The sequence below is a fragment of the Serratia ureilytica genome, assembly GCF_013375155.1.
GTDB classification, from domain to species: Bacteria; Pseudomonadota; Gammaproteobacteria; order Enterobacterales; family Enterobacteriaceae; genus Serratia; species Serratia ureilytica.
Window position 1 is genome coordinate 33,635 of sequence record NZ_JABXOF010000007.1, and the last position, 25,575, is coordinate 59,209.

Sequence of the window (25,575 nt, forward strand, 5' to 3'; positions counted from 1 at the left end):
GTACTGAATAATGTCTATCGAAATCAACGTACCGGACATCGGTGCAGATGAAGTCGAAATCACCGAGATTCTGGTGAAGGTCGGCGATAAAGTTGAAGCGGAACAATCGCTGATCACCGTGGAAGGCGACAAGGCCTCCATGGAAGTGCCCTCCCCGCAGGCGGGCGTGGTGAAAGAGATCAAAGTGGCGGTCGGCGATAAAACCGAAACCGGCAAACTGATCATGATCTTCGAAGCGGCAGGTGCAGCGGAAGCTGCACCGGCGGCGAAAGCGGAAGAAAAACCGGCGGCAGCAGCTGCCCCGGCTACCGCTGCGGCCAAAGACGTTGCCGTGCCGGATATCGGCGCCGACGAAGTCGAAGTGACCGAGATCCTGGTGAAAGTGGGCGACAAGGTGGAAGCCGAGCAGTCCCTGATCACTGTGGAAGGCGACAAGGCTTCCATGGAAGTCCCTGCGCCGTTCGCGGGCACCGTGAAAGAGATCAAGATCGCGACCGGCGACAAAGTGAAAACCGGTTCCCTGATCATGGTGTTCGAAGTGGCCGGCGCCGCTTCCGCTGCGGCCCCGGCTGCGGCTGAAGCACCGGCTGCCGCTGCAGCGCCTGCGGCCTCTGCGGCCAAAGACGTCGCCGTGCCGGATATCGGCGGTGACGAAGTCGAAGTGACCGAGGTGATGGTCAAGGTGGGCGACAAGGTTGCCGCCGAGCAGTCTCTGATCACCGTGGAAGGCGACAAGGCCTCCATGGAAGTGCCTGCACCGTTCGCGGGTACCGTGAAAGAGATCAAGATCGCGACCGGCGACAAAGTGAAAACCGGCTCCCTGATCATGGTGTTCGAAGTGGAAGGCGCTGCGCCTGCCGCTGCTGCCGCTCCAGCCGCTAAAGCGGACGCTGCGCCGGCTCCGGCCGCCGCTAAAGCCGCCGCTCCGGCTGCGAAAGCTGAAGACAAAGGCGAGTTCGCCGAGAACGCGGCCTACGTGCACGCGACTCCGGTCATTCGTCGTCTGGCGCGTGAATTCGGCGTTAACCTGGCGAAAGTGAAAGGTACCGGTCGTAAAGGCCGCATCCTGCGCGAAGACGTTCAGGCTTACGTGAAAGACGCGGTGAAACGCGCTGAAGCGGCCCCGGCTGCTGCCGGCGGCGGTCTGCCAGGCATGCTGCCATGGCCGAAAGTGGACTTCAGCAAGTTCGGCGAGATCGAAGAAGTCGAAATGGGCCGCATCCAGAAGATCTCTGGTGCGAACCTGAGCCGTAACTGGGTGATGATCCCGCACGTGACTCACTTCGACAAAACCGACATCACCGATCTGGAAGCGTTCCGCAAGCAGCAGAACGAAGAAGCGGCCAAGCGCAAGCTGGACGTGAAGTTCACGCCTGTCGTGTTCATCATGAAAGCCGTCGCTGCCGCTCTGGAGCAGATGCCGCGCTTCAACAGCTCGCTGTCCGAAGATGGCCAGAAGCTGACGCTGAAGAAATACATCAACATCGGCGTGGCGGTAGATACCCCGAACGGCCTGGTGGTTCCGGTGTTCAAGGACGTGAACAAGAAGAGCATCACCGAGCTGTCTCGCGAGCTGATGACCATCTCCAAGAAAGCGCGCGACGGCAAGCTGACCGCGGGCGAGATGCAGGGCGGCTGCTTCACCATCTCCAGCCTGGGCGGCATCGGGACAACTCACTTCGCGCCGATCGTCAACGCGCCGGAAGTGGCTATCCTGGGCGTCTCCAAGTCTGCGATGGAGCCGGTCTGGAACGGTAAAGAGTTCATGCCGCGCCTGATGATGCCGATGTCGCTGTCCTTCGACCACCGCGTTATCGACGGTGCCGATGGTGCGCGCTTCATCACCATCATCAACAACATGTTGTCCGACATTCGCCGTCTGGTGATGTAATGCAAAAGGGGCGCAGCATGCTGCGCCCCTGACGATTCTGTAGCAGTTTTGTCGGATTTTGCATAACTCGACAAAATTGTTGAGACACGGGTCACTCGAACACGCTTTGCAGATTATTAACAATTCTGTAAACTGCTCGCGGTGTAAGCGTCCCGGTGGATGAAGGGCGTTATGAGATCGATTAGCAATAAAAATGACGTCTGACCCGCCGGACAATCAATTAAGAGGTCATGATGAGTACTGAAATTAAAACTCAGGTCGTGGTACTTGGGGCGGGCCCGGCAGGTTACTCTGCAGCCTTTCGTTGCGCTGACTTAGGTCTTGAAACCGTTCTGGTTGAACGTTATTCCACTCTGGGCGGGGTTTGCCTGAACGTGGGATGTATCCCTTCCAAAGCACTGCTGCACGTTGCCAAAGTGATCGAAGAAGCCAAAGCGTTGGCCGAACACGGCATCGTTTTCGGCGAGCCGAAAACCGACATCGACAAAGTGCGCGTCTGGAAAGAAAAAGTCATCACTCAGCTGACCGGCGGTCTGGCTGGCATGGCGAAAGGCCGTAAAGTGAAAGTGGTCAACGGCCTGGGCAAGTTCACCGGCGCTAACACCCTGGTTGTTGAAGGCGAAAACGGCCCAACCACCATCAACTTCGACAACGCCATCATCGCTGCAGGTTCTCGTCCGATCCAACTGCCATTCATTCCTCATGAAGATCCACGCGTGTGGGATTCTACCGATGCGCTGGCGCTGAAAACCGTCCCAGAGCGTCTGCTGGTTATGGGCGGCGGCATCATCGGCCTGGAAATGGGCACCGTATACCATGCGCTGGGTTCACAGATCGACGTCGTTGAAATGTTCGATCAGGTTATCCCGGCGGCAGATAAAGACGTGGTGAAAGTCTTCACCAAACGTATCAGCAAGCAGTTCAACCTGATGCTGGAAACCAAAGTGACCGCGGTAGAAGCCAAAGAAGACGGCATCTACGTCACGATGGAAGGTAAAAAAGCGCCGGCAGAACCACAGCGTTACGACGCGGTGCTGGTGGCGATCGGCCGCGTGCCGAACGGCAAACTGCTGGATGCCGGCAAAGCCGGTGTTGAAGTTGACGAGCGTGGCTTCATCAACGTCGACAAACAGCTGCGCACCAACGTGCCGCACATCTTCGCCATCGGCGACATCGTCGGTCAGCCGATGCTGGCGCACAAAGGCGTGCACGAAGGCCACGTTGCCGCAGAAGTTATCGCCGGCATGAAGCACTACTTCGATCCGAAAGTGATCCCATCCATCGCTTACACCGAGCCGGAAGTGGCATGGGTGGGTCTGACCGAGAAAGAAGCGAAAGAGAAAGGCATCAGCTACGAAACCTCCACCTTCCCGTGGGCGGCTTCCGGCCGTGCGATCGCTTCCGACTGTGCAGACGGCATGACCAAACTGATCTTCGACAAAGAAACTCACCGCATCATCGGTGGCGCGATTGTCGGCACCAACGGCGGCGAGCTGCTGGGTGAAATAGGTCTGGCTATCGAGATGGGCTGCGACGCGGAAGACATCGCGCTGACCATCCACGCTCACCCGACCCTGCACGAATCCGTGGGCCTGGCGGCGGAAATCTACGAAGGCAGCATCACCGACCTGCCTAACCCGAAAGCCAAGAAGAAGTAATTCTGCTGGTTTGACCGGTTAACAAGCGGCTCCTGAGAAGGGGCCGTTTTTTTTTGCTCAGATGCAGAACGCGGTTTTTTGTGGCCGCTGCGCCAAATTCCGATCCTCATGCTTATATCAGTTTTAATTGTGTGGATATAATGCCCTGTTTGTCCGGCAGCCGATTACGCTGCGCTCAACGATTCAGCAAAGATTTAATGTTGCTTTTATGTGAACGAATTAACAACCGTTTCAAATCCTGATATGCTGGCTGAGCGGAACCGGGCACTGTACCTTACAGTCCAGGACATCGACAGCAGTGCCCCGTCAGGATAGATGGCATCAATATCGCCGTGCGCTCTACCCATCAGTCTTTCATGCTGTAACGCTGTTTGACCGTGCTTGTTTGCCCCAATCACCGTTTCGGGGCCTTTACGGGCCGATCGCCTAGCCACAGAGTGAAACCCAAAGGGTATAAACCCGGTTTGCATATACGCCAGGCACAATAAATGACAATGAGAGCGAGGAGAACGTCGTGCTAGAAGAATACCGTAAGCACGTAGCCGAGCGTGCTGCTGAGGGCATCGCCCCTAAGCCGCTAGACGCCACCCAAATGGCCGCGCTGGTCGAACTACTGAAGAATCCGCCAAAAGGCGAAGAAGAATTCCTGTTAGACCTGCTGATTAACCGTGTTCCACCGGGCGTCGACGAAGCCGCCTACGTCAAAGCAGGTTTCCTGGCGGCCATCGCCAAAGGTGAAGCGACATCCCCCCTGGTTACCCCCGAGAAAGCCATTGAACTGTTAGGCACCATGCAGGGCGGCTATAACATTCATCCGCTGATCGAAGCCCTGGACAACGAAAAGCTGGCGCCGATCGCCGCCAAAGCGCTGTCCCACACGCTGCTGATGTTCGACAACTTCTACGATGTAGAAGAGAAGGCGAAAGCCGGCAACGCGCACGCCAAGCAGATCATGCAGTCCTGGGCCGATGCCGAATGGTACCTGTCGCGCCCGGAGCTGGCGGAAAAGATCACCGTCACCGTGTTCAAAGTGACCGGCGAAACCAACACCGATGACCTGTCCCCGGCGCCGGACGCCTGGTCGCGCCCGGATATCCCGCTGCACGCGCTGGCGATGCTGAAAAACGAACGTGAAGGCATCGTGCCGGATCAGCCGGGCAGCGTCGGCCCGATCAAACAGATCGAGCTGCTGAACAAGAAAGGCTTCCCGCTGGCCTACGTCGGCGACGTGGTCGGCACCGGTTCCTCCCGTAAATCCGCCACCAACTCGGTGCTGTGGTTCATGGGCGACGACATCCCGCACGTGCCGAACAAGCGCGGCGGTGGCGTGGTGCTGGGCGGCAAGATTGCGCCTATCTTCTTCAACACCATGGAAGATGCCGGCGCCTTGCCGATCGAAGTGGACGTGTCCGAGCTGAACATGGGCGACGTGATCGACGTTTACCCGTACAAAGGTGAAGTGCGCAACCACGAAACCGGCGCGCTGATCGCCAACTTCGAGCTGAAAACCGACGTGCTGCTGGATGAAGTGCGCGCCGGCGGCCGTATCCCGCTGATCATCGGCCGCGGCCTGACCACCAAGGCGCGCGAAGCGCTGGGTCTGCCGCACAGCGACGTGTTCCGCATCGCCAAACCGGTAGCCGCCAGCAACAAAGGCTTCTCGCTGGCGCAGAAAATGGTCGGCCGCGCCTGCGGCGTCGCCGGCATTCGCCCTGGCGAATACTGCGAGCCGAAGATGACCTCCGTCGGCTCTCAGGACACCACCGGCCCGATGACCCGCGATGAGCTGAAAGACCTGGCCTGCCTCGGCTTCTCCGCCGACCTGGTCATGCAGTCGTTCTGCCACACCGCCGCGTACCCGAAACCGGTCGACGTGACCACGCACCACACGCTGCCTGACTTCATCATGAACCGCGGCGGCGTCTCGCTGCGCCCGGGCGACGGCGTGATCCACTCCTGGCTGAACCGCATGCTGCTGCCTGACACCGTCGGCACCGGCGGCGATTCCCACACCCGCTTCCCGATCGGCATCTCCTTCCCGGCCGGTTCCGGCCTGGTGGCGTTTGCCGCCGCGACCGGCGTGATGCCGCTGGATATGCCTGAGTCGGTGCTGGTGCGCTTCAAAGGCAAAATGCAGCCGGGCATCACCCTGCGCGATCTGGTGCACGCCATCCCTTACTACGCGATCCAGCAGGGTCTGCTGACCGTCGAGAAGAAGGGCAAGAAAAACATCTTCTCCGGCCGCATTCTGGAGATCGAAGGCCTGCCGGATCTGAAGGTCGAGCAGGCGTTTGAGCTGACCGATGCGTCCGCCGAACGTTCCGCCGCCGGTTGTACCATCAAGCTGGACAAGGCGCCGATTGAAGAGTACCTGAACTCCAACATCGTGCTGCTGAAGTGGATGATCTCCGAAGGCTACGGCGATCGCCGTACGCTGGAGCGCCGTATTCAGGGCATGGAAAAATGGCTGGCGGATCCGCAACTGCTGGAAGGCGATGCGGATGCGGAATACGCAGCGGTGATCGACATCGATCTGAACGAGATCAAAGAGCCGATCCTGTGTGCGCCGAACGATCCTGACGATGCGCGCCTGCTGTCTGACGTGGCCAACAGCAAAATCGATGAAGTGTTCATCGGTTCTTGCATGACCAACATCGGCCATTTCCGCGCGGCGGGCAAGCTGCTGGATCAGCACAAGGGCCAGCTGCCGACTCGTCTGTGGGTGGCGCCGCCAACCAAGATGGATGCGGCTCAGCTGACCGAAGAAGGCTACTACAGCGTCTTCGGCAAGAGCGGCGCGCGTATCGAGATCCCGGGCTGCTCGCTGTGCATGGGCAACCAGGCGCGCGTGGCGGACGGCGCGACGGTGGTCTCCACCTCGACCCGTAACTTCCCGAACCGTCTGGGCACCGGCGCCAACGTCTATCTGGCGTCTGCCGAACTGGCCGCGGTAGCGTCCCTGCTGGGCCGCCTGCCGACGCCGGACGAGTACCAGACCTATATGGCGCAGGTCGATAAGACGGCGGCGGATACCTACCGCTACCTGAACTTTGACCAGCTGGGCCAGTACACCGAAAAAGCCGACGGCGTGATCTTCCAAACCGCCGTGTAAGCCGCTATATTGCGCAACTGTTTAACGGGAGGCCTTGGCCTCCCGTTTTATTTTGCTCAGTTGCCAACTTTGCGAGCGCTCACTGAGTTAGTCCGCCATTTATGTTTACACTAAGAAAAAGGGCTCAGGAGGGCATGCTATGGATTACGAATTTCTGCGTGACGTCACCGGTCAGGTGATCGTCAGATTTTCGATGGGGCATGAAGCGATTGGCCACTGGATCAACGAAGAAGTCAAAGGCGATTTCAACCTGCTGGACCGCATTGAAGCCGGCGCGGCCGAGGTCAAAGGCAGCGAGCGCCAATGGCAGCTGGAAGGCCATGAATATACGCTGCTGATGGATGGTGAAGAAGTGATGATCCGCGCCAATCAGCTGGAGTTCGAGGGCGACGAAATGGAAGAGGGGATGAACTACTACGACGAAGAAAGCCTCTCATTCTGCGGCGTTGAGGATTTCCTGCTGGTGTTGAAGGCCTATCGTTCTTTCATGCTGAAGTACTAAGCATCAGGGCGCGGCGCGCCGCGCCCTTTCCATCACAGATGCGGAATATTGCGGCCGTAATAGATTTCCTGCATCTCTTTCCATAACAGATCGGTGATCTGCTTGCGTTCGGCTGCGCTCAACGCCTCCGGCTCCGCGTTAAACAGGTAGTGCTTCAGATCGAAATCCTTCAGCAACATCTTGGTATGGAAGATATTTTCCTGGTAAACGTTCACGTCCATCATGTGGTACAGCGCCTTGATGTCTTCCGACATAAAGTTCTGGATCGAATTGATCTCATGATCGATGTAATGTTTCACGCCGTTCACGTCGCGGGTAAAACCGCGCACGCGATAGTCCATGGTGACGATGTCGGATTCCAGCTGGTGAATTAAGTAGTTCAGCGCCTTGAGGGGCGAAATGACGCCGCAGGTCGAGACCTCGATATCGGCGCGGAAGGTGCACAGCCCGCCTTCCGGATGGCTTTCCGGGTAGGTGTGCACGCAGATATGGCTCTTGTCCAGGTGCGCGACGACCGTATTCGGCAGCGGACCGGGGTGTTCCGACGTATCGACGTCTTTCGGATCGATCGGCTCTTCGCTGACCAGGATGGTGACGCTGGCGCCCTGCGGCTCGTAGTCCTGACGCGCGATGTTCAGAATATTGGCGCCGATGATCGAGCAGGTTTCGCTCAGGATCTCGGTCAGCCGGTTGGCGTTATATTGTTCGTCTATGTAGGCGATATAGCCGTCGCGATCGTCCGCGGTTTTGGCGTAACAAATATCGTAAATACAAAAACTCAGGCTCTTGGTCAGGTTGTTGAAGCCGTGCAGTTTTAGCTTATGCAATTTGGGCCACCTCCTTTATCTTCTCGCTTAACGTGTTACGTTCAGGGCATTGAGCAAATATTGCGGCAGGGCAAAGCTGCCGACGTGAATTGCCGGGTTGTAATAACGGCAGTGTAGGCCGCTTTGGTTAAAGCGCTGTTGCAGGGTTGGCAGATCGCGCTGGCGCAGCGCCGGGTTCTGGCTCGCCCAGGCAAAGGTCATGATGCCGCCGTAATAGGTCGGGATCGCCGCCTGATAGAAGCTGACGTCGGTAAAGTAGCGGCTCAGTTTGGCGTGGCTGTTGACCGCCTCGTCCTGCTGCAGGAAACAGACGCCGTTTTGCGCAACGAAAATGCCGCCCTCATTCAGGCAGCGGGCGCAGCCTTCATAAAACGCCGAGGTGAACAGGCTTTCGCCGGGGCCGATCGGATCGGTGCAGTCGGAGATGATCACATCGAACGTTTCGTCGGTTTGATTCACGAAGTTGACGCCGTCGTCGATCACCAGCTTGAAGCGCGGATCGTCATAGGCGCCGGCGCTGTGGTTGGGCAGGTATTGGCGGCAGAACTCGACGACGCCGGCGTCGATTTCGACCATGGTGATCTGCTCAACGCCAGGATGCCGGCTGACTTCGCGCAGCATACCGCCGTCGCCGCCGCCGATGATCAGCACTTTCTTCGCCTGGCCGTGCGCCAACAGCGGCACGTGGGTCAGCATTTCGTGATAGATGAACTCGTCACGCTCGGTGGTTTGCACCACGCCGTCGAGCGCCATCACGCGCCCCAGCACCGGGTTCTCGAAGATCACCAGATCCTGATGATCGGTCTTCTCGCGGTACAGCACCTTCTCTACCGAAAAGTACTGGCCGAAGCCCGTATGCAGCGTTTCGTACCAAATTTCTTTCTGGGTCATGTGCGGGAAACTCCGTAATAACAGCCATGAAAAATCGGCGCAACATCATAGCTAACTCTGCCTGGCGATGCACGGTTGAATTTCAGACAGAGAGAGCGGAGGGCGGACGGGCGAGGGGGAAGATTAATTGGCGTAGGCCAGCAGGCTCAGGGAGTCGCGCGCCAGCGATTTGCACTTCTTGGGCGTTGGAATGGCGATGCCGCTCAGATCGCGATAGCTGTCTTCGCCCAGCGCCTTCATGTTAAAGCTGTTGTAGTTGCTCAAATCCCAGCGGTTTTGTTGCGCGAAATAGACGATGGCGCGCTTGATTTGCGCATTTGGCAAATCGTTGTAGCCGCAATCATTTTTCAAATAAATAAATACCGCCGTCAGATCGGCCAGATCTTCCGCCTCGGATTCATTCAGCGCCAGACTGGCGTTGGAGAAGCCCAGCATCGCCAGCAACAGCATCGTTAACGTTGTTTTTTTCATCATGAAATAGGCCTGTTTGTCGTCTGCAGACGTTACCACACTTGTCTGTAAAGGCACCAAATTTTATTGCTGACGGGCGCTGCCATAGCGCTCACCCACGGCGCGCTCTTGATTGTGAGGCATAGCTTAAAATACCGCCAGGAAAGGCTTGACCTTCCGCCTGGGGGAAGGTTTAGGCTGGCTGCGTTGAGTTATGTCACTGAGAAAAGGGAGTCAGCGATGTTACGCCGTGATTTTATTAAATTGACCGCTGCATTGGGCGCCGCGAGCGCATTGCCGTTATGGAGCCGGGCCGCCTTAGCGGCCGAGCGGCCGGCCCTGCCGGTGCCCCCGTTGTTAACGCCCGACGCGCAGGGAAAGATTGCGCTGGCGCTGCAGGCGGGGGAAACCCGCTGGTTGCCCGGCGCCGCCACCAAAACCTGGGGATTCAACGGCGCGCTGCTCGGGCCGGCGGTGAAGCTGCAGCGGGGTCAGCCGGTGACGGTCGATATCAAAAACAGCCTGGCGGAAGCCAGTACCGTCCACTGGCACGGCCTGGAAATCCCCGGCGACGTCGATGGCGGCCCGCAGGCGTTGATCCATCCCGGCGCAACGCGCACGGTGAATTTCACCGTCGATCAACCGGCGGCCACCTGCTGGTTCCACCCGCATACCCACGGTAAAACCGGCAGCCAGGTGATGATGGGGCTGGCGGGGCTGGTGCTGCTGGAAGACGATGAAAGCGCCAAACTGCCGCTGCCGAAAACCTGGGGGCAGGATGACGTTCCGGTGATCCTGCAGGATAAGCGCTTGGGCAAAGATGCCCAGATCGAATATCGCCTGGACGTGATGAGCGCTGCGGTGGGTTGGTTTGGCGATCGCATGTTTACCAACGGCGCGCAGTACCCGCAACATCTGGCGCCGCGCGGTTGGCTGCGTTTGCGTTTCCTCAACGGTTGCAACGCCCGCTCGCTGAATCTGGCGGCCAGTGACAACCGTCCGCTGTACGTCATCGCCAGCGACGGCGGTTTCCTGGCGGAACCGGTGAAGCTGACCGAGCTGCCGATGCTGATGGGCGAGCGCTTTGAAGTGCTGGTCGATGCCTCCGACGGGAAAGCGTTCGACATCGTGACGTTGCCGGTGAAACAGATGGGCATGACGCTGGCGCCGTTCGATCGGCCGCTGCCGGTGTTGCGCATTCAGCCGTCGTTGGCGCAGGGCATCAAAACCATGCCGGACAGCCTGGTGAAGCTGCCGACATTGCCTGCCACCGCCGGCATCCAGGAGCGTTGGCTGCAGCTGATGATGGATCCGCAGCTGGATATGCTCGGCATGCAGGCGCTGATGGATCGTTATGGTCATCAGGCGATGGCCGGCATGAGCATGAATCATGGCGCGACGGGCGCTGGAGACATGAAAGGCATGGATCACGGTAACATGAAGGGCATGGAGAAGGGCGGCATGCAGGGCATGGACCACGGCGACATGAGCAGCATGAAAGGCATGGATCATGGCAAGATGGCCGGGATGGATCATGGCGGCGCGCAGGGCAACGCCAAACCGTTCGACTTCAGCCACGGCAACATGATCAACGGCAAGGCCTTCGACATGAACAAACCGATGTTTGCCGCCAAACGGGGCCAGTATGAAAAATGGACCATTTCCGGCGAGGGCGACATGATGCTGCACCCGTTCCACATTCACGGCACCCAGTTCCGTATCCTGTCGGAAAACGGCAAACCGCCGGCGGCGCATCGCAGCGGCTGGAAGGACACGGTGCGCGTCGAAGGTTGGCGCAGCGAAGTGCTGGTGCGTTTCGATCATCCGGCAAGCAGCGAACATGCGTATATGGCCCACTGCCACCTGTTGGAACACGAAGATACCGGCATGATGATGGGCTTTACCGTCGCCGATTGATCGCGGCCTATCGCTCAGGTGGCGGTGCGCTCGCGTCGCCACCGGCGAAAGGCTATGCTAAACTCTGCGCCTTTCTTCCGGCAACTGACCTGAATACTATGAAACACACTGTAGACGTAATGATTTCCGAGCAGGAAGTTAAGACCCGTATCGCCGAACTTGGCCGCCAGATCACCGAACATTACCGCGACAGCGGCAGTGACATGGTGCTGGTCGGGCTGCTGCGCGGCTCCTTCATGTTCATGGCCGATCTGTGCCGCGCGATTGACGTGCCGCATGAAGTCGACTTCATGACGGCTTCCAGCTACGGCAGCGGCATGTCCACCACTCGCGACGTGAAGATCCTCAAGGATCTGGACGAAGACATTCGCGGCAAAGACGTGCTGATCGTGGAAGACATCATCGATTCCGGCAACACGCTGAACAAAGTGCGCGAGATTTTGGCGCTGCGTGGGCCGAAATCGCTGGCGATTTGCACCTTGCTGGACAAGCCTGAGCGCCGTGAAGTGCAGGTGCCGGTCGAATATGTCGGCTTCTCGATCCCGGATGAGTTCGTGGTGGGGTATGGCATCGACTACGCCCAGCGCTACCGTCACCTGCCGTACGTCGGCAAAGTGGTGCTGCTGGACGAGTAATTGATGTGGGGCGCGGCCTGCCGCGCCCGCGGCGGGATTATACGCCTTTATCCTGCTTCAGTTTGGCTATCGCTTTGCGGTAGCCCATCTCCAGGCTCTCGCGGCTGGTCGCCAGCACTTCCATATCGCGCAGACGGCCGTCCTGAATGCCGTACACCCAGCCGTGGATCATCACCTTCTGGCCGCGTTTCCAGGCCGATTGCATGATGGTGGAGTGGCCCAGGTTGTATACCTGCTCAATGACGTTGATCTCGCACAGCATGTCGAAACGCTGTTCCGGTGGCAGCTCGCCCAGCAGCGAACTGTGCTTGTACCACAGATCGCGAATGTGCAGCAGCCAGTTGTCGATCAGCCCCAGCTCCGGGTTTTCCACCGCGGCCTGCACGCCGCCGCAGCCCAGGTGGCCGCAGATGATGATGTGTTCGACCTCCAGCACATCTACCGCATACTGCACCACCGACAGGCAGTTAAGATCGGTGTGGATAACGAGGTTCGCCACGTTGCGATGGACGAACAGTTCACCCGGCTCGAGGCCGGTCAGGCGTTCTGCGGGAACGCGGCTGTCAGAGCAACCAATCCATAAGAAGCGGGGCTTTTGCGCCTGGGCTAAACGTTCAAAAAAATCCGGGTCTTCCTGACTGATATTGGCCGACCAGGCCTGGTTGTTGGCGATAAGCTCTTCGATTTCTTTCATGGAGGTGATTGACCCGTAACGAACAGATTGCGTTGGGGTAATATAGGGTAAGCGTCACAATTTGGAAATCGGAACAGTGGTGCAACCTCATTTACCGCACGGATTCGACGCAGTGAAAACGCCGTCGATGCTAGGATTATTGTTATTGTTTCAAGCCTCGCAAACAGGGGGCGCGGCGGCATACTCATCGTTATAAGGTACTATTTTACATATGAATTATGCACTGGAATTAGCGCAGCTGACCAAGACTTACGCCGGTGGCGTCAAGGCGCTGCGCGGCATCGACCTGAGCGTCGAGGCGGGGGATTTTTATGCCCTGCTGGGGCCAAACGGCGCCGGAAAGTCCACCACCATCGGCATCATCAGCTCGCTGGTGAATAAAACCGCCGGCAGCGTGCGGGTGTTCGGTTACGACATCGATAAAGACATCGTCAACGCCAAGCGCCAGCTTGGCCTGGTGCCGCAGGAGTTCAACTTCAACCCGTTTGAGACCGTATTGCAGATCGTGGTGAACCAGGCGGGTTACTATGGCGTCACGCGGCGTGAAGCGATGGCGCGCGCCGAAAAGTACCTCAATCAGCTGGACTTGTGGGGCAAGCGCAACGAGCGTGCTCGCATGCTGTCCGGCGGCATGAAGCGCCGTCTGATGATCGCCCGCGCGTTGATGCACCAACCAAAGCTGCTGATCCTCGATGAACCGACCGCCGGGGTGGATATCGAGCTGCGCCGCTCGATGTGGGGCTTCCTGAAAGAGCTGAACGCCCAGGGCACCACCATCATCCTCACCACCCACTATTTGGAAGAGGCGGAGATGCTGTGCCGCAACATCGGCATCATCCAGAACGGGGAGCTGGTGGAAAACACCTCGATGAAGGGGCTGCTGGCCAAGCTCAAGTCGGAAACCTTTATCCTCGATCTGGCGGCGAAAAGCCCGCTGCCGAAGCTGGACGGTTACCGCAGCCGCCTGACGGATACCTCGACGCTGGAAGTGGAGGTGATGCGTGAACAGGGGCTGAACGGCCTGTTCGCCCAGCTGAGCGCGCAGGGCGTGCAGGTGCTGAGCATGCGCAACAAGGCGAACCGCCTGGAAGAGCTGTTTGTCACCCTGGTTAACGGCAATGGAGAGAAAGCATGACGCGTTTGTATTGGGTGGCCTTACAGAGCATCTGGGCCAAAGAGGTGAACCGCTTCGCGCGCATCTGGATCCAGACCCTGGTGCCGCCGGTGATCACCATGACGCTGTACTTCATCATCTTCGGCAACCTGATCGGGTCACGCATCGGCGATATGCACGGCTTCAGCTACATGCAGTTCATCGTGCCCGGCCTTATCATGATGGCGGTGATCACCAACTCCTACGCCAACGTCGCGTCGTCGTTCTTCAGCGCCAAATTCCAGCGCAACATTGAGGAACTGCTGGTGGCGCCGGTGCCGACCCACGTGGTGATCGCCGGTTATGTCGGCGGCGGCGTGGCGCGCGGTATCTGCGTCGGCGTGCTGGTGACCATCATCTCGCTGTTCTTCGTGCCGCTGCAGGTGCACGCCTGGTGGGTGATTGCGCTGACGCTGTTGCTGACGGCGATCCTGTTCTCGCTGGCGGGGCTGATCAACGCGGTGTTCGCCACCACTTTCGACGACATCAGCCTGATCCCGACCTTCGTGTTGACGCCGCTCACCTACCTGGGCGGGGTGTTCTACTCGCTGTCGCTGCTGCCGCCGTTCTGGCAGGCGGTGTCAAAGCTGAACCCGATCGTCTATATGATCAGCGGTTTCCGCTACGGTTTCCTCGGCATCAACGACGTGCCGCTGGCGTTCACCATGGCGGTGCTGGTGGCGTTTATCACGGTGTTCTACCTGCTGTCCTGGTACCTGATCGAACGCGGCCGCGGCCTGCGCAGCTGATCCTGATGCGCCCTCGTTTTCCCGGCGGGGGCGCTTTTCCCGATTTGGCGCAGGCGGCGCGTAAATCAATAGAATCGCTCAAATAACCGCTAGTTCCCCGCTGTTCAAATCGTGCTATGCTGGCGCTCCACATTTCCTTCATTTTTGTCATTACGCACTCGTAAGCAGAACATCATCATGCGGCCTCAATACAAGTTGGCGACTGGGTTACTCGGCATTCTGATGTCGTTGGTTTCCCCTGTGAGCCTGGCGAATCTGCTGTCGGAAGACGGCGCGGTTAAATCTGAATACATGGAAGCGCAGCGCGACAGCGAAGTCTATTCGCTGGTGGGCGAGCATGTGATCCCGGTAGGGGAAGTGAAGCGCGGGCAGCTGATCCAGGTGTTCCCGGCGGATGCGGAATACTACGAATTCAAATTCGGGCACGGCACCGGCTTTATCGATAAAGACGACGTGCGCGAGCTGAAGAAGTCGCGCAAGGTGCAAGACGATCTGGGCGAGCTGAACAAGCCGCTGACCAACCAGAATCTGATCACCCAAAAGGCGATCGACGTATACACCGCGGCGGACAAGGACAGCGAGGTCTTCGGCACGCTGGAAGGCAATCTGCGTTATCCGATCATCGGCAAGCTGAAGGATCGGCTGAACAATACCTGGTACGAGGTCAACATCGGCGATCGGCTGGGGTTCGTCAATGAGCTGGACTGCGAGATCGATAACGGCATACCGGTGCTGACTTACCATCACCTGCTGAAAAACGAAGAGAACAAGCGCTTCCGCCATACTTCGACCACCACCTCAGACGTGGCGTTCAGCAACCAGATGACCTACCTCAAGCAGGCGGGCTACGACACCATTTCGCTGTATCAGCTGGAAGCCTACCTGAAGAATCAGATCAACCTGCCGGGCAAGGCGATCGTGCTGACCTTCGACGACGGGCTGAAATCGGTTTATCGCTACGCTTACCCGGTATTGAAGGATTACGGTTTCCGCGCGACGGCGTTCATCATCTCTTCGCGCATCAAGCGTCATCCGCAGAAATGGAACCCGGACTCGCTGCAGTTTATGAGCGTCTCGGAGCTTAAGCAGATTCAGGACGTGTTCGACGTGCAGTCGCACACCCACTTCCTGCATCGCACCGACGGCAATCGCCAGCCGATTTTGCTGAGCCGTTCGCTGCATAATATCGAGTTCGATTTTGAGCGCTCGCGCCGCGCGCTGTCGCAGTTCAACCCGCACGTGCTGTATCTGTCCTACCCGTTCGGCGGCTATAACCAGCGGGCTATCCAGGCGGCACAGGACGCCGGTTTCCATCTGGCGGTGACCACAGTGCAGGGCAAGGTGAAGCCGGGGGATAATCCCTATACGTTGAAGCGGCTGTATATTCTGCGCACCGACTCGATCCAGACCATGGCGGATCGGATAGCCAACAAGCCGGGCACGGTGGTGCAGTAAGGAAAAGAACGGGCGCGCGAGGCGCCCGTTTTACCGTCAGGCGACCTGAACCGGCACGGCTTTCGCCTTGCGCTGCAGGTTGTTGTCACCCTCGAAATAGGCGACCTTCGGGTGATGTTGGCGGGCGTCGGCGTCGGTCATTTGCACATAGGAGCAGATGATCAGTTTGTCGCCCACGCAGGCGCAGCGCGCGGCGGCGCCGTTGACCGAAATGATGCGCGAACCGCGCTCGGCGGCGATGGCGTAGGTGGAGAAGCGCTGGCCGTTATCCACGTTGTAGATATCGATCGCTTCATATTCCAGAATGCCGGCCGCTTCCAGGAAATCCTGATCGATGGCGCAGGATCCTTCATAGTGCAAGTCAGCCTGAGTGACTTTGACGCGATGCAGCTTGCCTTGCAGCATAGTACGTATCATAGCTTTACCTAACTGAATATCGGCCTTCACAGGCGTTGGGGTTGAACATCTCTCCTGCATCCCTGCAATCTCTATCGTCACCGATCGTTCCGCCATTGTCTACCTATGGTCAGGGCGGCAGGATGACGACAGTATAAAAAATGACTTACAGCGTCAGGTCAACCTGCTGGTTGTCGATAAGCCGCGCTTTGCCCAGCCAGGCGGCCATCAGCACCACCGCCCGTTGGCTGTCCACCGTCAGCGGCTGCAGGCTGTCGGCATCGCGAATAAACAGCTCATCCGGCGTAAAGCCGGCGGCGCGCAGTTGCTCGGCGGTCTGTTCCAACAGCGTTTCGACATGGCGCTCGCCATTGGCCAGCTGCTGCGCCAGCGCGTTCATGATTTTGCTCAGCTGCGGCGCAACCTTGCGTTCCTCGGCGGTCAGGTAACCGTTGCGTGAACTGAGGGCCAGGCCGTCTTTGGCGCGCACGGTCGGCACGCCGACGATGTCGATGTCGTAACCCATGTCCGCCACCATTTTGCGGATCAGCGCCAATTGTTGGTAGTCCTTCTCGCCGAAACAGGCCAAATCAGGCTGCACCAGGTTGAACAGCTTGCTGACGATGGTGGAAACGCCGCGGAAGTGGCCCGGCCGGCTTGCGCCTTCCAGAATGGTGGAGATGCCCGGCACGTCGACATAGGTTTGCTGCTCCAGCCCCTGCGGATAGACCGCGGCCGGGGCCGGCGCGAACACCAGATCGACGCCGCGGCGGGTCAGCTTCTCGCTGTCTTCCTGCAGCGTGCGCGGGTAGCGCGCCAGATCGTCCGGGCGATCGAACTGCATCGGGTTGACGAAGACGCTCACCACCACCACGTCGGCGCGGGCGCGCGCTTCATCGACCAGCGTCATATGGCCGTCGTGCAGGTTGCCCATGGTCGGCACCAGTGCGATGCGCTTGCCGTCCTGGCGCCAGCGGCGGATCTGCTGACGCAGCAGCGGCAGGGTTTCGATAATAATCATTGGGTGACTCCTGGAACCATCGCTTAGTTAAAAGAGTGTTCAGCCGCCGGATAGAGGCCTTGCTCTACTTCCTGAATGTAGTGTTGCACCGCCGTGCGGATATCGCCGCTTTGCGCCAGGAAGTTCTTGGCGAATTTCGGCGTGTGGCCGCCGGTGATGCCGAAGGCGTCGTGCATCACCAGGATTTGGCCGTCGGTGCCGTTGCCGGCGCCGATGCCGATGACCGGAATGGAGAGCGCTTCGGTGATCTGGCGTGCCAGCTCGGTCGGCACGCACTCCAGCACCAGCAGCTGAATGCCGGCCAGCTCCAGATTCTGCGCATCCTGCAGCAGCTGTTTGGCGGCCAGTTCGTCGCGCCCTTGCACCTTATAACCGCCGAACACGTTGACCGACTGCGGCGTCAGCCCCAGGTGGCCGCATACCGGCACCGCGCGTTCGGCGAGCATTTTCACCGTGTCGCACAGCCAGCTGCCGCCTTCCAGTTTCACCATGTTGGCGCCGGCGCGCATCAGCTCGGCGGCGTTGGCGAAGGTCTGTTCCGGGGTGGCGTAACTCATGAACGGCAAATCGGCCAGCAACAGGCAGGCCGGCGCGCCGCGGCGCACGGCGCGCGTGTGATAGGCGACGTCGGCGACGGTGACCGGCAGCGTGGAGTCGTGGCCCTGCAGCGTCATGCCCAGCGAATCGCCCACCAACAGGACTTTAATGCCTTGCTCTTCAAACAGCTTGGCAAAGCTGGCATCGTAGGCGGTAAGGGTAGCAAACTTGCGTTGCTCCTGTTTCCACTGGCGCAAATGGGTCACGGTGGTGGGTTTCATCACAACGTCTCCTGAAACGGGCCGTGCGGCTTACGCAGGCCCAGGCTGCAAAAAAGTGCAGCCATTCTACTGTAACCCGATCGGGGTGGGTAGCGCGGATCGCCATGCTTAAGCGGTTCTTAAGAACCTTGTGGTGCAATGGCGTCATGACTCAAAAGGGATACTCATGCGAATTCTGCTGATCGAAGATGACAAACTGATCGGGGACGGCATCAAGGCCGGGCTGACCAAACTCGGCTTCAATCTGGACTGGTTCACCGACGGCGCGGTTGGTAAAAACGCCCTGGGCAGCGCGCCGTATGACGCGGTGATCCTCGATCTCAGCCTGCCGGGCCTCGATGGACTGGATCTCCTGCGCCAGTGGCGCCAGGCCGGGCAGGATGTGCCGGTGCTGATCCTTACCGCCCGCGATGCGTTGGAGCAACGGGTCAGCGGGTTGCAAAGCGGCGCCGACGACTATCTGTGCAAACCGTTCGCGCTGGCCGAAGTGGCGGCGCGCCTGCAGGCGCTGATCCGCCGTCGTCACGGCCAACTGATGCCACAGCTGACGCACGGCAACGTGGTGTTCGACAGCGCCACCCGCAGCGTGAGTTGCAACGGCGAACCGGTGACGCTGACGCCGCGCGAATTGGCGGTGCTGGAGCTGTTTCTGCACAACAAAGGGCGCGTGTTGGCGCGGCCGTTGATCCAGGAGAAGCTGTACAACTGGGACGACGAGGTGAGCAGCAACGCGGTGGAGGTGCATATTCACCACCTGCGGCGCAAGCTGGGCAACGGCTTCATTCGTACTATCCACGGTGTGGGCTATACGCTGGGGGATGCCCCGTGAAGCGCCTCAGCCTGCGGCTGCGTCTGATCCTGATTTTCAGCCTGTTGGCGCTGCTGACCTGGTGCACTGCCAGCGTGGTGGCCTGGGTGATGTCGCGCAATACCATCAACGAAGTGTTCGACACCCAGCAGATGCTGTTCGCCAAGCGGCTGGCGACCGCCAACCTCGGCGATCTGCTGGCCGATGAAAGCGCGCGCAGCCTGCCGAAAACCAAGAAGCTGGTGCATCATGGCAAACGGGGCGAGCAAGATGATGACGCGCTGGCGTTCGCCATCTTCGATCGCCAAGGCAAGATGCTGCTCAACGACGGCGAGAACGGTGCCGACTTCCTGTTTGACGGGGAGCGTGAAGGTTTTACCGACGGCGAACGCAAAGGCGATGACGACAGTTGGCGCCTGGTATGGTTGACCAGCCCGGACGGGCGCTACCGCATCGTGGTCGGCCAGGAGTGGGATTACCGGCGCGATATGGCGCTGGGCATGGTGACCGGCCAATTGGTGCCCTGGCTGGCGACGCTGCCGGTGCTGATGTTGCTGATTGCGCTGATGGTCGGGCGCGAGCTGCGGCCGCTGCGTGCGGTGGCCGCCGGTTTGCGTCGGCGCGCACCCGATGACGCCACGCCGCTGGATGCGCGCCAGGTGCCAACCGAGGTGCGCCCGCTGGTGGATGCGCTCAACGCGCTGTTCGCCCGCATCAATGCGTTGCTGGTGCGGGAGCGGCGTTTCACCTCCGATGCCGCGCACGAATTGCGCAGCCCGCTGGCGGCATTGCGGGTGCAGACCGAAGTGGTACAGTTGGCGGGGGAGGATGCGCCGATGCGCGAGCACGCGCTGGACAATCTGACGGTCGGCATCGATCGCGCCACCCGGCTGGTGGATCAGCTGTTGACGTTGTCGCGGCTGGATTCGCTGTCGGATCTGGCCGAGCTGGCGCCCATTGACTGGAACGAACTGGTGATGATGACCCTGGCGGAACAGGATCGGCTGGCTCATGCGGCGGGCGTGACGCTGCGTTATGAACAGCAGGGAACGCCGCCGGTGCGTCAGGGGCAGACTCTGCTGCTGTCACTGTTATTGCGCAACTTGCTGGACAACGCGGTGCGTTACACCCCGCAGGGCGGCGCGGTCACCGTGACGTTGAGCGAGCGCTCGCTGACGGTAGAGGATGAGGGGCCGGGGGTGACGACAGAGCATCTGGCGCGGTTGGGGGAACGCTTCTATCGCCCGCCGGGACAGGAGCAAACCGGCAGCGGGCTGGGGTTATCGATCGTGCAGCGTATCGCCGGCTTGCATGGTTTACAGGTCAGTTTCGCCAATCGCCCGACAGGCGGGTTCGTCGCGCGGCTGGCGCTGTAGGCGGGTCAGGATTTCGGTTTTGACGAGTGCCACAGCGCCATGCCGTTTTCCGGCACGCGCTTGAGGCAGCTGGCGAGCGGTTCGCCATCGGGGAAAATCAGATCGGGGGCGATTTCCGCCAGCGGGTAGAGCATGAATTCGCGCTCTTTCAGGCCGTAATGCGGTACGGTCAGGCGATCGGTATGGATCACCTTGTCACCGTACAGCATGATGTCTAAATCGAGCGTGCGCGGCCCCCAACGTTCATCCTTGCGCACGCGCCCCTGATTGCGTTCTATCGCCTGGGTATGGTCGAGCAGCTGTTCGGGCGGCAACAGGGTATCCAGCGCCACCACCGCGTTGAGAAAGTCCGGCTGGTTTTGCGGCCCCAGCGGCTTGGTGCGGTAAAACGAAGAACAGGTGACCAGCCGGGTGCGCGGGAGATGCTCCAGCGCCTCCAGCGCGGCGTTAACCTGTTGCAGCGGCTGCGCCAGGTTGCTGCCCAGCGCGATATAAACGCGGATCATTATGCCCCTTCTTTACGCGGTGCCCGGCGACGAGGACGGCGTTGACGTGCGCGACGCGGCGCCGGATCGTCACCCAGGGTGCTCAGCATGGCTTTCTGCCGCGCCGGCGTGGCGTCCTGGAACTCACCCCACCACTCGGCCAGACGCAGCATCTCCTGATTGTCTTCCACTTCCGCACGCAGCGCCAGCAAATCATAGGCGGCGCGGAATTTCGGATGTTCCATCAGTTTGTGCGCGCGTTTGCCCTGACGACGAGACAGGCGCAGCTGAAGCTGCCAGATATCGCGCACCAGCGTGGTAATGCGTTTCGGGATCGCCAGCGAGCGGCACTGCTCGTCGAGCACATCGTTCATCGCCAGCGCGAAGGCGTCGTAGTACGCCAGGCCGCTTTCCTGCGCCAGTTTCTGCGCGTGCTCCAGCAGCGGGTACCACAGCATGGCGGCAAACAGGAAGGCCGGATTGACGCGCATGTCGTTCTGCAGGCGATGATCGGTGTTCTTCAGCACCTGCACCAGAATGCGCTCCATCGGCGTATCGTGGTTCGGCGTGAAGTTGCGGGCGATCAGCGGGAATAGCGGTTGGAACAGCTGATATTCGCATAGCTTCAGGTAGGTCTGGAAACCGTAACCCGCCTGCAGCAGCTTGAGGGATTCTTCGAACAGACGCGCCGGTGGGATCTCATGCAGCAGCGAAGCCAGACGCGGGATCGGCTCGGCGGTCTCTTCACTGATGCGCATATCCAGCTTGGCGGCGAAGCGCACCGCGCGCAGCATGCGCACCGGATCTTCGCGGTAACGGGTTTCCGGATCGCCGATCAGGCGGATCACGCCTTGTTTCAGATCGTTCAGGCCGCCGACGTAATCGCGCAGGGTGAAATCCGCCACGCCGTAGTACAGGCTGTTGATGGTGAAATCACGGCGCTGGGCGTCTTCCTCGATCGAACCGAAGATGTTGTCGCGCAGCAGCATGCCGTTTTGCGCCTGCTGGGAGGAATTCTTGTCGGATTCCTGATTCTGTTCGTGGTGACCGCGGAAGGTGGCCACTTCGATGATCTCCGGCCCGAACATCACGTGCGCCAGACGGAAGCGGCGGCCGACCAGGCGGCAGTTGCGGAACAGCTTGCGCACTTGCTCCGGCGTGGCGTTGGTGGTGATGTCGAAGTCTTTCGGCTTTTTGCCGAGCAACAGATCGCGCACCCCGCCGCCGACCAGATAAGCCTCGTAGCCTGACTTGTTCAGGCGATAAAGCACTTTCAGCGCATTCTCGCTGATGTCTTTGCGCGAAATCGAGTGCTGTTCGCGCGGGATCACGGTCATCGAGTCGTTGCTCTCGGCGAGGGGGAAAGGCGGACGCTTGCGCGGCGTTGAGCGGCGGGCAGGGGCGTTGCTGCCGTTATCGGCGGCGCGCGGCTGCGGCCCAGGGCGGCTTGGCGCCGCGGCACGCTCTTCGCGGACTACGTTTTTATCGCCGGCCGCCGCGTCGTCGCGGGGCAGCTTGTCATCGCGGGTCAGTACCTTACGACAGAAGTTGGCTACTCGGGTAAAAATGGTACACCTCGATAGTGACTGATAAAAATGGAGCTAACAAAAAATAGCGGCTAATCATAGCTCACCATGGCTCCTTTGAGAATGCCGGCGTGTTTTCATCCAGAGGGATAGCCTCCTGACGCGGCACGTTTTCCAACCGCCAGTGTTCGATCGCCCAGCTCAATAATAATGGCAGGTCAAGATCTTGCCAGCTTTCCGGCAGCGGTTGGCGCAGAAATTTCAGCGCGGCGATCAGCACCGGCCGCGGATCGCCAGCGGGCAACGCCGGCGCATGGTTTTGCTTCGACAGTTTGATGCCGTTGGCACCCAGCGCCAGCGGCAGATGCACATAGGCGGGCACCGGCGCCTGCAGCTGGCGATAAAGGGCAATTTGGCGCACCGTCGGTTCGATCAGATCGGCGCCGCGGACAATCTCGGTCACGCCCTGAAAATGGTCGTCGATCACCACCGCCAGGTTGTAAGCGAACAGCCCGTCGCGGCGGCGAATGATAAAGTCTTCTCCCGCCAGCGCCGGATCGGCGTGCAATTCTCCCTGCAGGCGATCGTGGAACCGGTAAACGGGGGCGGTCTGACGCAAGCGGATGGCGGCGCCCTGCGGGCCGAGCTGCAAATCGCGGCAGTGGCCGTCGTACAATCCGCCGATTTGCTGGATGCGGCTGCGGGTGCAGGTGCAGTAATAGCTGAGCCCCTGGCGCTGCAACAGATCCAGCGCGGCGCGATAGGCGTCGTGACGTTGGGATTGATAGATGACCTGGCCGTCCCAGTGGAGACCATAATGTTCCAGCGCGGACAGGATGCGAGCGGCGGCGCCGGGGACTTCGCGCGGCGGGTCGATATCTTCGATGCGAACCAGCCACTGCCCGCGTTGGGCGCGAGCCTGAAGGTAGCTTCCCAGAGCGGCAATCAGCGAGCCGAAATGCAGATCCCCGGAAGGCGATGGGGCAAAGCGCCCCACATAATGACTTTCTTGCATATCAGAGGGGAGGGGTTCCCTTTTCTCTGTGCGGCGCACGCGGATGCGCACGCCGCAGCGGTAACATACTCGTTATGCTTGAAACTGCATCTGTGTTAGCTGCGCCTGCTTACCCGAATCACTTACTTGAGTAAGCTCATCGGCATGCGCATTCTTGCCGCCTTGATGCAGCTCCAATCATGTAGAGTAGCGGTATTAGCCGGCCATCTGCTTTTCGCGGATCTCAGCCAGCGTCTTGCAGTCGATGCACAGATCGGCGGTCGGACGCGCTTCGAGGCGACGAATACCGATCTCCACGCCACAAGATTCGCAGTAGCCGAAATCATCGTCTTCCACTTTCTTCAGCGTTTTCTCGATCTTTTTGATCAGTTTGCGTTCACGGTCACGGTTACGCAGTTCAAGGCTGAACTCTTCTTCCTGAGTAGCGCGGTCGGCCGGATCAGGGAAGTTGGCTGCCTCTTCTTGCATATGCGATACAGTACGGTCCACTTCGTCCCTGAGCTGGTTGCGCCACGCTTCAAGAATGCGCTTGAAATGCGACAACTGGGCGTCGTTCATGTACTCTTCGCCCGGCTTCTCTTGGTACGGCTCCACCCCAGCGATGGCGAGAATGCTCAAGGACGAGGTTTTACGGTTTTGCCCTTCTTGCATGTTGCTTCTCCTACATACACACGCACTATCGAATCCCCAATGCGGGGGAAAAACAGGCCGCTATAAATAACAGAAGGAAGGTAGGTTGGCAATTATTCCTGTCGCCCGCTTGACAATCGTGTGAAGGAAGGCGTATTTGGCGATCGTGCTGGCCGGTTGTCTATTTATAGGGACCCGGCTGCGCTAATCGATAAAAAACGGCAGCTTATCGCAGAGATAAATACCGTCAGGTGATAATTTTGCCCCATAGCAAACCACTTCCACTCCCAACTGCCGGACCTGTGCCAACAGCGCCGCATAGCGCTCATCTATATGATGTGCCGGTGCGACCTGCTCAATACCGCTGTGTAACACGGCAAAGAACAATACCGCCCGTTGCCCGCTTTCAACCACGCTGAGCAACTCACGCAGGTGCTTTTGCCCTCTGAGCGTTACCGCATCAGGAAAGTAACCACGTTGTTGTTGCAGTAATGTGACTGACTTAACTTCAATATAGCAGTTAACCCGATTTTCTGCCTGTAATAACAAATCGATACGGCTGTTTTCACCGCCGTATTTCACTTCGCCGCTAATTTTACTGTAACCGGATAATTCATTGATTAAATTGTGTTCAATTGCCTCGCGCACCAGCGCGTTGGCGCGCAGGGTGTTGACGCAGATCCAGTGTCCCTGTTGGGTATGGGTCAGCTCCCAGCTGTGGGCGTATTTGCGTTTGGGGTTGTCCGAGGTGGAGTACCACACGGTGTCGCCGGGCGTGGCGCAGCCGGTCATGGCGCCGGTATTGGCGCAGTGCAGCGTAAAGGTTTCCCCTTCCGGGGTGATCACGTCAGCCAGAAAGCGTTTGTAACGTTTGATCAGCGTGGCGGAGCGCAGCGGTGGAGAAAAAATCATGGGGATGCCTGCTTGGCCAGCGGCCACTGTTCAAGGTGTTGGTAACGGGTGCGGCCGTTTTCGAACACCGACTCATACAAGGAAAAGGCGTCGGCGCTGAACGCCCAGCCCGGCGTCGCCGGCGGGATCGCCACCGGCTGGGTAGCGGCGCGCAGCAGCGTGATGTGCGGATGGAACGGCAGCGCGCTTTGATGGCAACCGCTGCGTGCGGCCTGCGAACGCAGCAGCTCGGCCAGCTGCAGCAATCCGCGCGGCGCGCGGCGGGTACCGAGCCAGACCACGCCGGGGCGCGGCCAATGGCCGAGATCGTCGAGCCGCATGCTGAAGCCGGGTTGGGCGATGCGGCCGGCCAACTTACGCAGCGCCAGTTCTTTCTGTGCGCTGACTTCACCGAGAAACGCCAGCGTCAGGTGCAAATTGGCCGCCGCCACTGGCCGACCGGCCTCCGGTGCAAACGCCTCGGCGCGCCAGCGGACCACCTGCTGTTGCAGGGCGTCAGGCAAGGACAGGGCGAAAAATAGGCGGCGCGAATTGGACATAAGGGCTCGGCAAATGCATGACAATGCGGTCGGGAACAGCGGTAAACGTTACTGGCAGCGGCCCCGCGAGGGGCGCGGCGCACGAATGAGCTCCGTACTATAGCTAACGCCGCAA

At 59.5% G+C, this 25,575-nt stretch carries 24 protein-coding genes; 11 read left to right on the forward strand and 13 right to left on the reverse strand.

Annotation, left to right across the window (positions count from 1 at the left end; translation table 11 throughout):
• The first annotated feature begins 10 nt into the window (after nt 1-10).
• The 4 genes from aceF (at nt 11) to yacL (ending at nt 7,163) form a co-directional block, all read left to right on the forward strand.
• Nucleotides 11-1,891: a pyruvate dehydrogenase complex dihydrolipoyllysine-residue acetyltransferase gene (gene aceF, locus HWW83_RS13875; RefSeq protein WP_176589373.1), complete on the forward strand. Its 1,881-nt coding sequence runs from the start codon at nt 11-13 to the stop codon at nt 1,889-1,891.
• 233 nt (nt 1,892-2,124) lie between these two features.
• The gene (gene lpdA, locus HWW83_RS13880) at nt 2,125-3,549 is read left to right on the forward strand and encodes a dihydrolipoyl dehydrogenase (protein WP_033644926.1); all 1,425 of its coding nucleotides are present in this window, start codon (nt 2,125-2,127) and stop codon (nt 3,547-3,549) included.
• Between the two features lie 514 nt (nt 3,550-4,063).
• Nucleotides 4,064-6,661, forward strand: coding sequence for a bifunctional aconitate hydratase 2/2-methylisocitrate dehydratase (gene acnB, locus HWW83_RS13885; RefSeq protein WP_033644692.1), 2,598 nt, complete (start codon nt 4,064-4,066; stop codon nt 6,659-6,661).
• A gap of 139 nt (nt 6,662-6,800) precedes the next feature.
• Nucleotides 6,801-7,163: a protein YacL gene (yacL, locus tag HWW83_RS13890; RefSeq protein WP_004937507.1), complete on the forward strand. Its 363-nt coding sequence runs from the start codon at nt 6,801-6,803 to the stop codon at nt 7,161-7,163.
• A 32-nt stretch (nt 7,164-7,195) separates the two neighbouring features.
• On the opposite strand, the gene speD is transcribed toward yacL, so the two are convergent.
• From speD to HWW83_RS13905, 3 genes are all read right to left on the reverse strand, one after another.
• Complete coding sequence (gene speD / locus HWW83_RS13895) at nt 7,196-7,990, reverse strand: adenosylmethionine decarboxylase (RefSeq protein WP_004937510.1); 795 nt, start codon at nt 7,988-7,990, stop codon at nt 7,196-7,198.
• A gap of 27 nt (nt 7,991-8,017) precedes the next feature.
• Nucleotides 8,018-8,881, reverse strand: coding sequence for a polyamine aminopropyltransferase (gene speE, locus HWW83_RS13900; protein WP_033651332.1), 864 nt, complete (start codon nt 8,879-8,881; stop codon nt 8,018-8,020).
• A gap of 123 nt (nt 8,882-9,004) precedes the next feature.
• Nucleotides 9,005-9,352, reverse strand: coding sequence for a YacC family pilotin-like protein (locus HWW83_RS13905; protein WP_033644927.1), 348 nt, complete (start codon nt 9,350-9,352; stop codon nt 9,005-9,007).
• 219 nt (nt 9,353-9,571) lie between these two features.
• Between HWW83_RS13905 and cueO the strand changes: the two genes are divergently transcribed.
• Both cueO and hpt read left to right on the forward strand, forming a co-directional pair.
• Complete coding sequence (gene cueO, locus HWW83_RS13910) at nt 9,572-11,248, forward strand: multicopper oxidase CueO (RefSeq protein WP_060660254.1); 1,677 nt, start codon at nt 9,572-9,574, stop codon at nt 11,246-11,248.
• A 98-nt stretch (nt 11,249-11,346) separates the two neighbouring features.
• The gene (gene hpt, locus HWW83_RS13915; RefSeq protein ID WP_048234659.1) at nt 11,347-11,883 is read left to right on the forward strand and encodes a hypoxanthine phosphoribosyltransferase; all 537 of its coding nucleotides are present in this window, start codon (nt 11,347-11,349) and stop codon (nt 11,881-11,883) included.
• Between the two features lie 37 nt (nt 11,884-11,920).
• On the opposite strand, the gene can is transcribed toward hpt, so the two are convergent.
• The gene (can, locus tag HWW83_RS13920; protein WP_015379031.1) at nt 11,921-12,577 is read right to left on the reverse strand and encodes a carbonate dehydratase; all 657 of its coding nucleotides are present in this window, start codon (nt 12,575-12,577) and stop codon (nt 11,921-11,923) included.
• 211 nt (nt 12,578-12,788) lie between these two features.
• On the opposite strand from can, the gene HWW83_RS13925 reads away from it, so the two are divergent.
• The 3 genes from HWW83_RS13925 to HWW83_RS13935 all read left to right on the forward strand — a co-directional run bounded on the left by HWW83_RS13925 (nt 12,789) and on the right by HWW83_RS13935 (nt 15,934).
• Complete coding sequence (locus tag HWW83_RS13925) at nt 12,789-13,712, forward strand: ABC transporter ATP-binding protein (RefSeq protein ID WP_033644695.1); 924 nt, start codon at nt 12,789-12,791, stop codon at nt 13,710-13,712.
• Entirely contained in the window at nt 13,709-14,479 is a 771-nt protein-coding gene (locus HWW83_RS13930) for an ABC transporter permease (protein ID WP_033644696.1), read from the forward strand. The genes HWW83_RS13925 and HWW83_RS13930 overlap by 4 nt, the downstream gene beginning before the upstream one ends.
• A 177-nt stretch (nt 14,480-14,656) precedes the next feature.
• Complete coding sequence (locus HWW83_RS13935; RefSeq protein WP_033644697.1) at nt 14,657-15,934, forward strand: polysaccharide deacetylase family protein; 1,278 nt, start codon at nt 14,657-14,659, stop codon at nt 15,932-15,934.
• A 36-nt stretch (nt 15,935-15,970) separates the two neighbouring features.
• On the opposite strand, the gene panD is transcribed toward HWW83_RS13935, so the two are convergent.
• The 3 genes from panD to panB form a co-directional block, all read right to left on the reverse strand.
• Complete coding sequence (gene panD, locus HWW83_RS13940) at nt 15,971-16,351, reverse strand: aspartate 1-decarboxylase (RefSeq protein WP_004937544.1); 381 nt, start codon at nt 16,349-16,351, stop codon at nt 15,971-15,973.
• 145 nt (nt 16,352-16,496) lie between these two features.
• Complete coding sequence (panC, locus tag HWW83_RS13945; protein ID WP_046687790.1) at nt 16,497-17,351, reverse strand: pantoate--beta-alanine ligase; 855 nt, start codon at nt 17,349-17,351, stop codon at nt 16,497-16,499.
• Nucleotides 17,352-17,374: 23 nt separating this feature from the next.
• A complete protein-coding gene (gene panB, locus HWW83_RS13950; protein WP_004937548.1) occupies nt 17,375-18,169 on the reverse strand; it encodes a 3-methyl-2-oxobutanoate hydroxymethyltransferase in 795 nt (264 codons plus the stop codon).
• 166 nt (nt 18,170-18,335) lie between these two features.
• On the opposite strand from panB, the gene qseB reads away from it, so the two are divergent.
• Complete coding sequence (gene qseB / locus HWW83_RS13955) at nt 18,336-18,998, forward strand: quorum sensing response regulator transcription factor QseB (protein WP_033651337.1); 663 nt, start codon at nt 18,336-18,338, stop codon at nt 18,996-18,998.
• Nucleotides 18,995-20,353, forward strand: coding sequence for a quorum sensing histidine kinase QseC (qseC, locus tag HWW83_RS13960; RefSeq protein ID WP_047573704.1), 1,359 nt, complete (start codon nt 18,995-18,997; stop codon nt 20,351-20,353). Before qseB ends, qseC begins: the two co-directional genes overlap by 4 nt.
• A 5-nt stretch (nt 20,354-20,358) precedes the next feature.
• Here qseC and folK read toward each other — a convergent pair whose 3' ends face one another.
• From folK to thpR, 6 genes are all read right to left on the reverse strand, one after another.
• The gene (gene folK / locus HWW83_RS13965; protein ID WP_060660258.1) at nt 20,359-20,859 is read right to left on the reverse strand and encodes a 2-amino-4-hydroxy-6-hydroxymethyldihydropteridine diphosphokinase; all 501 of its coding nucleotides are present in this window, start codon (nt 20,857-20,859) and stop codon (nt 20,359-20,361) included.
• Complete coding sequence (gene pcnB, locus HWW83_RS13970) at nt 20,859-22,406, reverse strand: polynucleotide adenylyltransferase PcnB (RefSeq protein WP_176589398.1); 1,548 nt, start codon at nt 22,404-22,406, stop codon at nt 20,859-20,861. Before pcnB ends, folK begins: the two co-directional genes overlap by 1 nt.
• A 61-nt stretch (nt 22,407-22,467) precedes the next feature.
• Nucleotides 22,468-23,379 (reverse strand): tRNA glutamyl-Q(34) synthetase GluQRS, encoded by a 912-nt coding sequence (gene gluQRS, locus HWW83_RS13975; protein WP_033644703.1) that lies wholly within the window; start codon nt 23,377-23,379, stop codon nt 22,468-22,470.
• Between the two features lie 195 nt (nt 23,380-23,574).
• Nucleotides 23,575-24,030 carry an RNA polymerase-binding protein DksA gene (dksA, locus tag HWW83_RS13980; protein ID WP_004937569.1) on the reverse strand — a complete coding sequence of 152 codons (456 nt, stop codon included), beginning with the start codon at nt 24,028-24,030 and terminating at the stop codon, nt 23,575-23,577.
• Nucleotides 24,031-24,213: 183 nt separating this feature from the next.
• Nucleotides 24,214-24,921 (reverse strand): DNA/RNA nuclease SfsA, encoded by a 708-nt coding sequence (gene sfsA / locus HWW83_RS13985; protein ID WP_004937572.1) that lies wholly within the window; start codon nt 24,919-24,921, stop codon nt 24,214-24,216.
• Nucleotides 24,918-25,460, reverse strand: coding sequence for an RNA 2',3'-cyclic phosphodiesterase (thpR, locus tag HWW83_RS13990; protein ID WP_042785353.1), 543 nt, complete (start codon nt 25,458-25,460; stop codon nt 24,918-24,920). The genes sfsA and thpR overlap by 4 nt, the downstream gene beginning before the upstream one ends.
• Nucleotides 25,461-25,575: the final 115 nt, after the last annotated feature.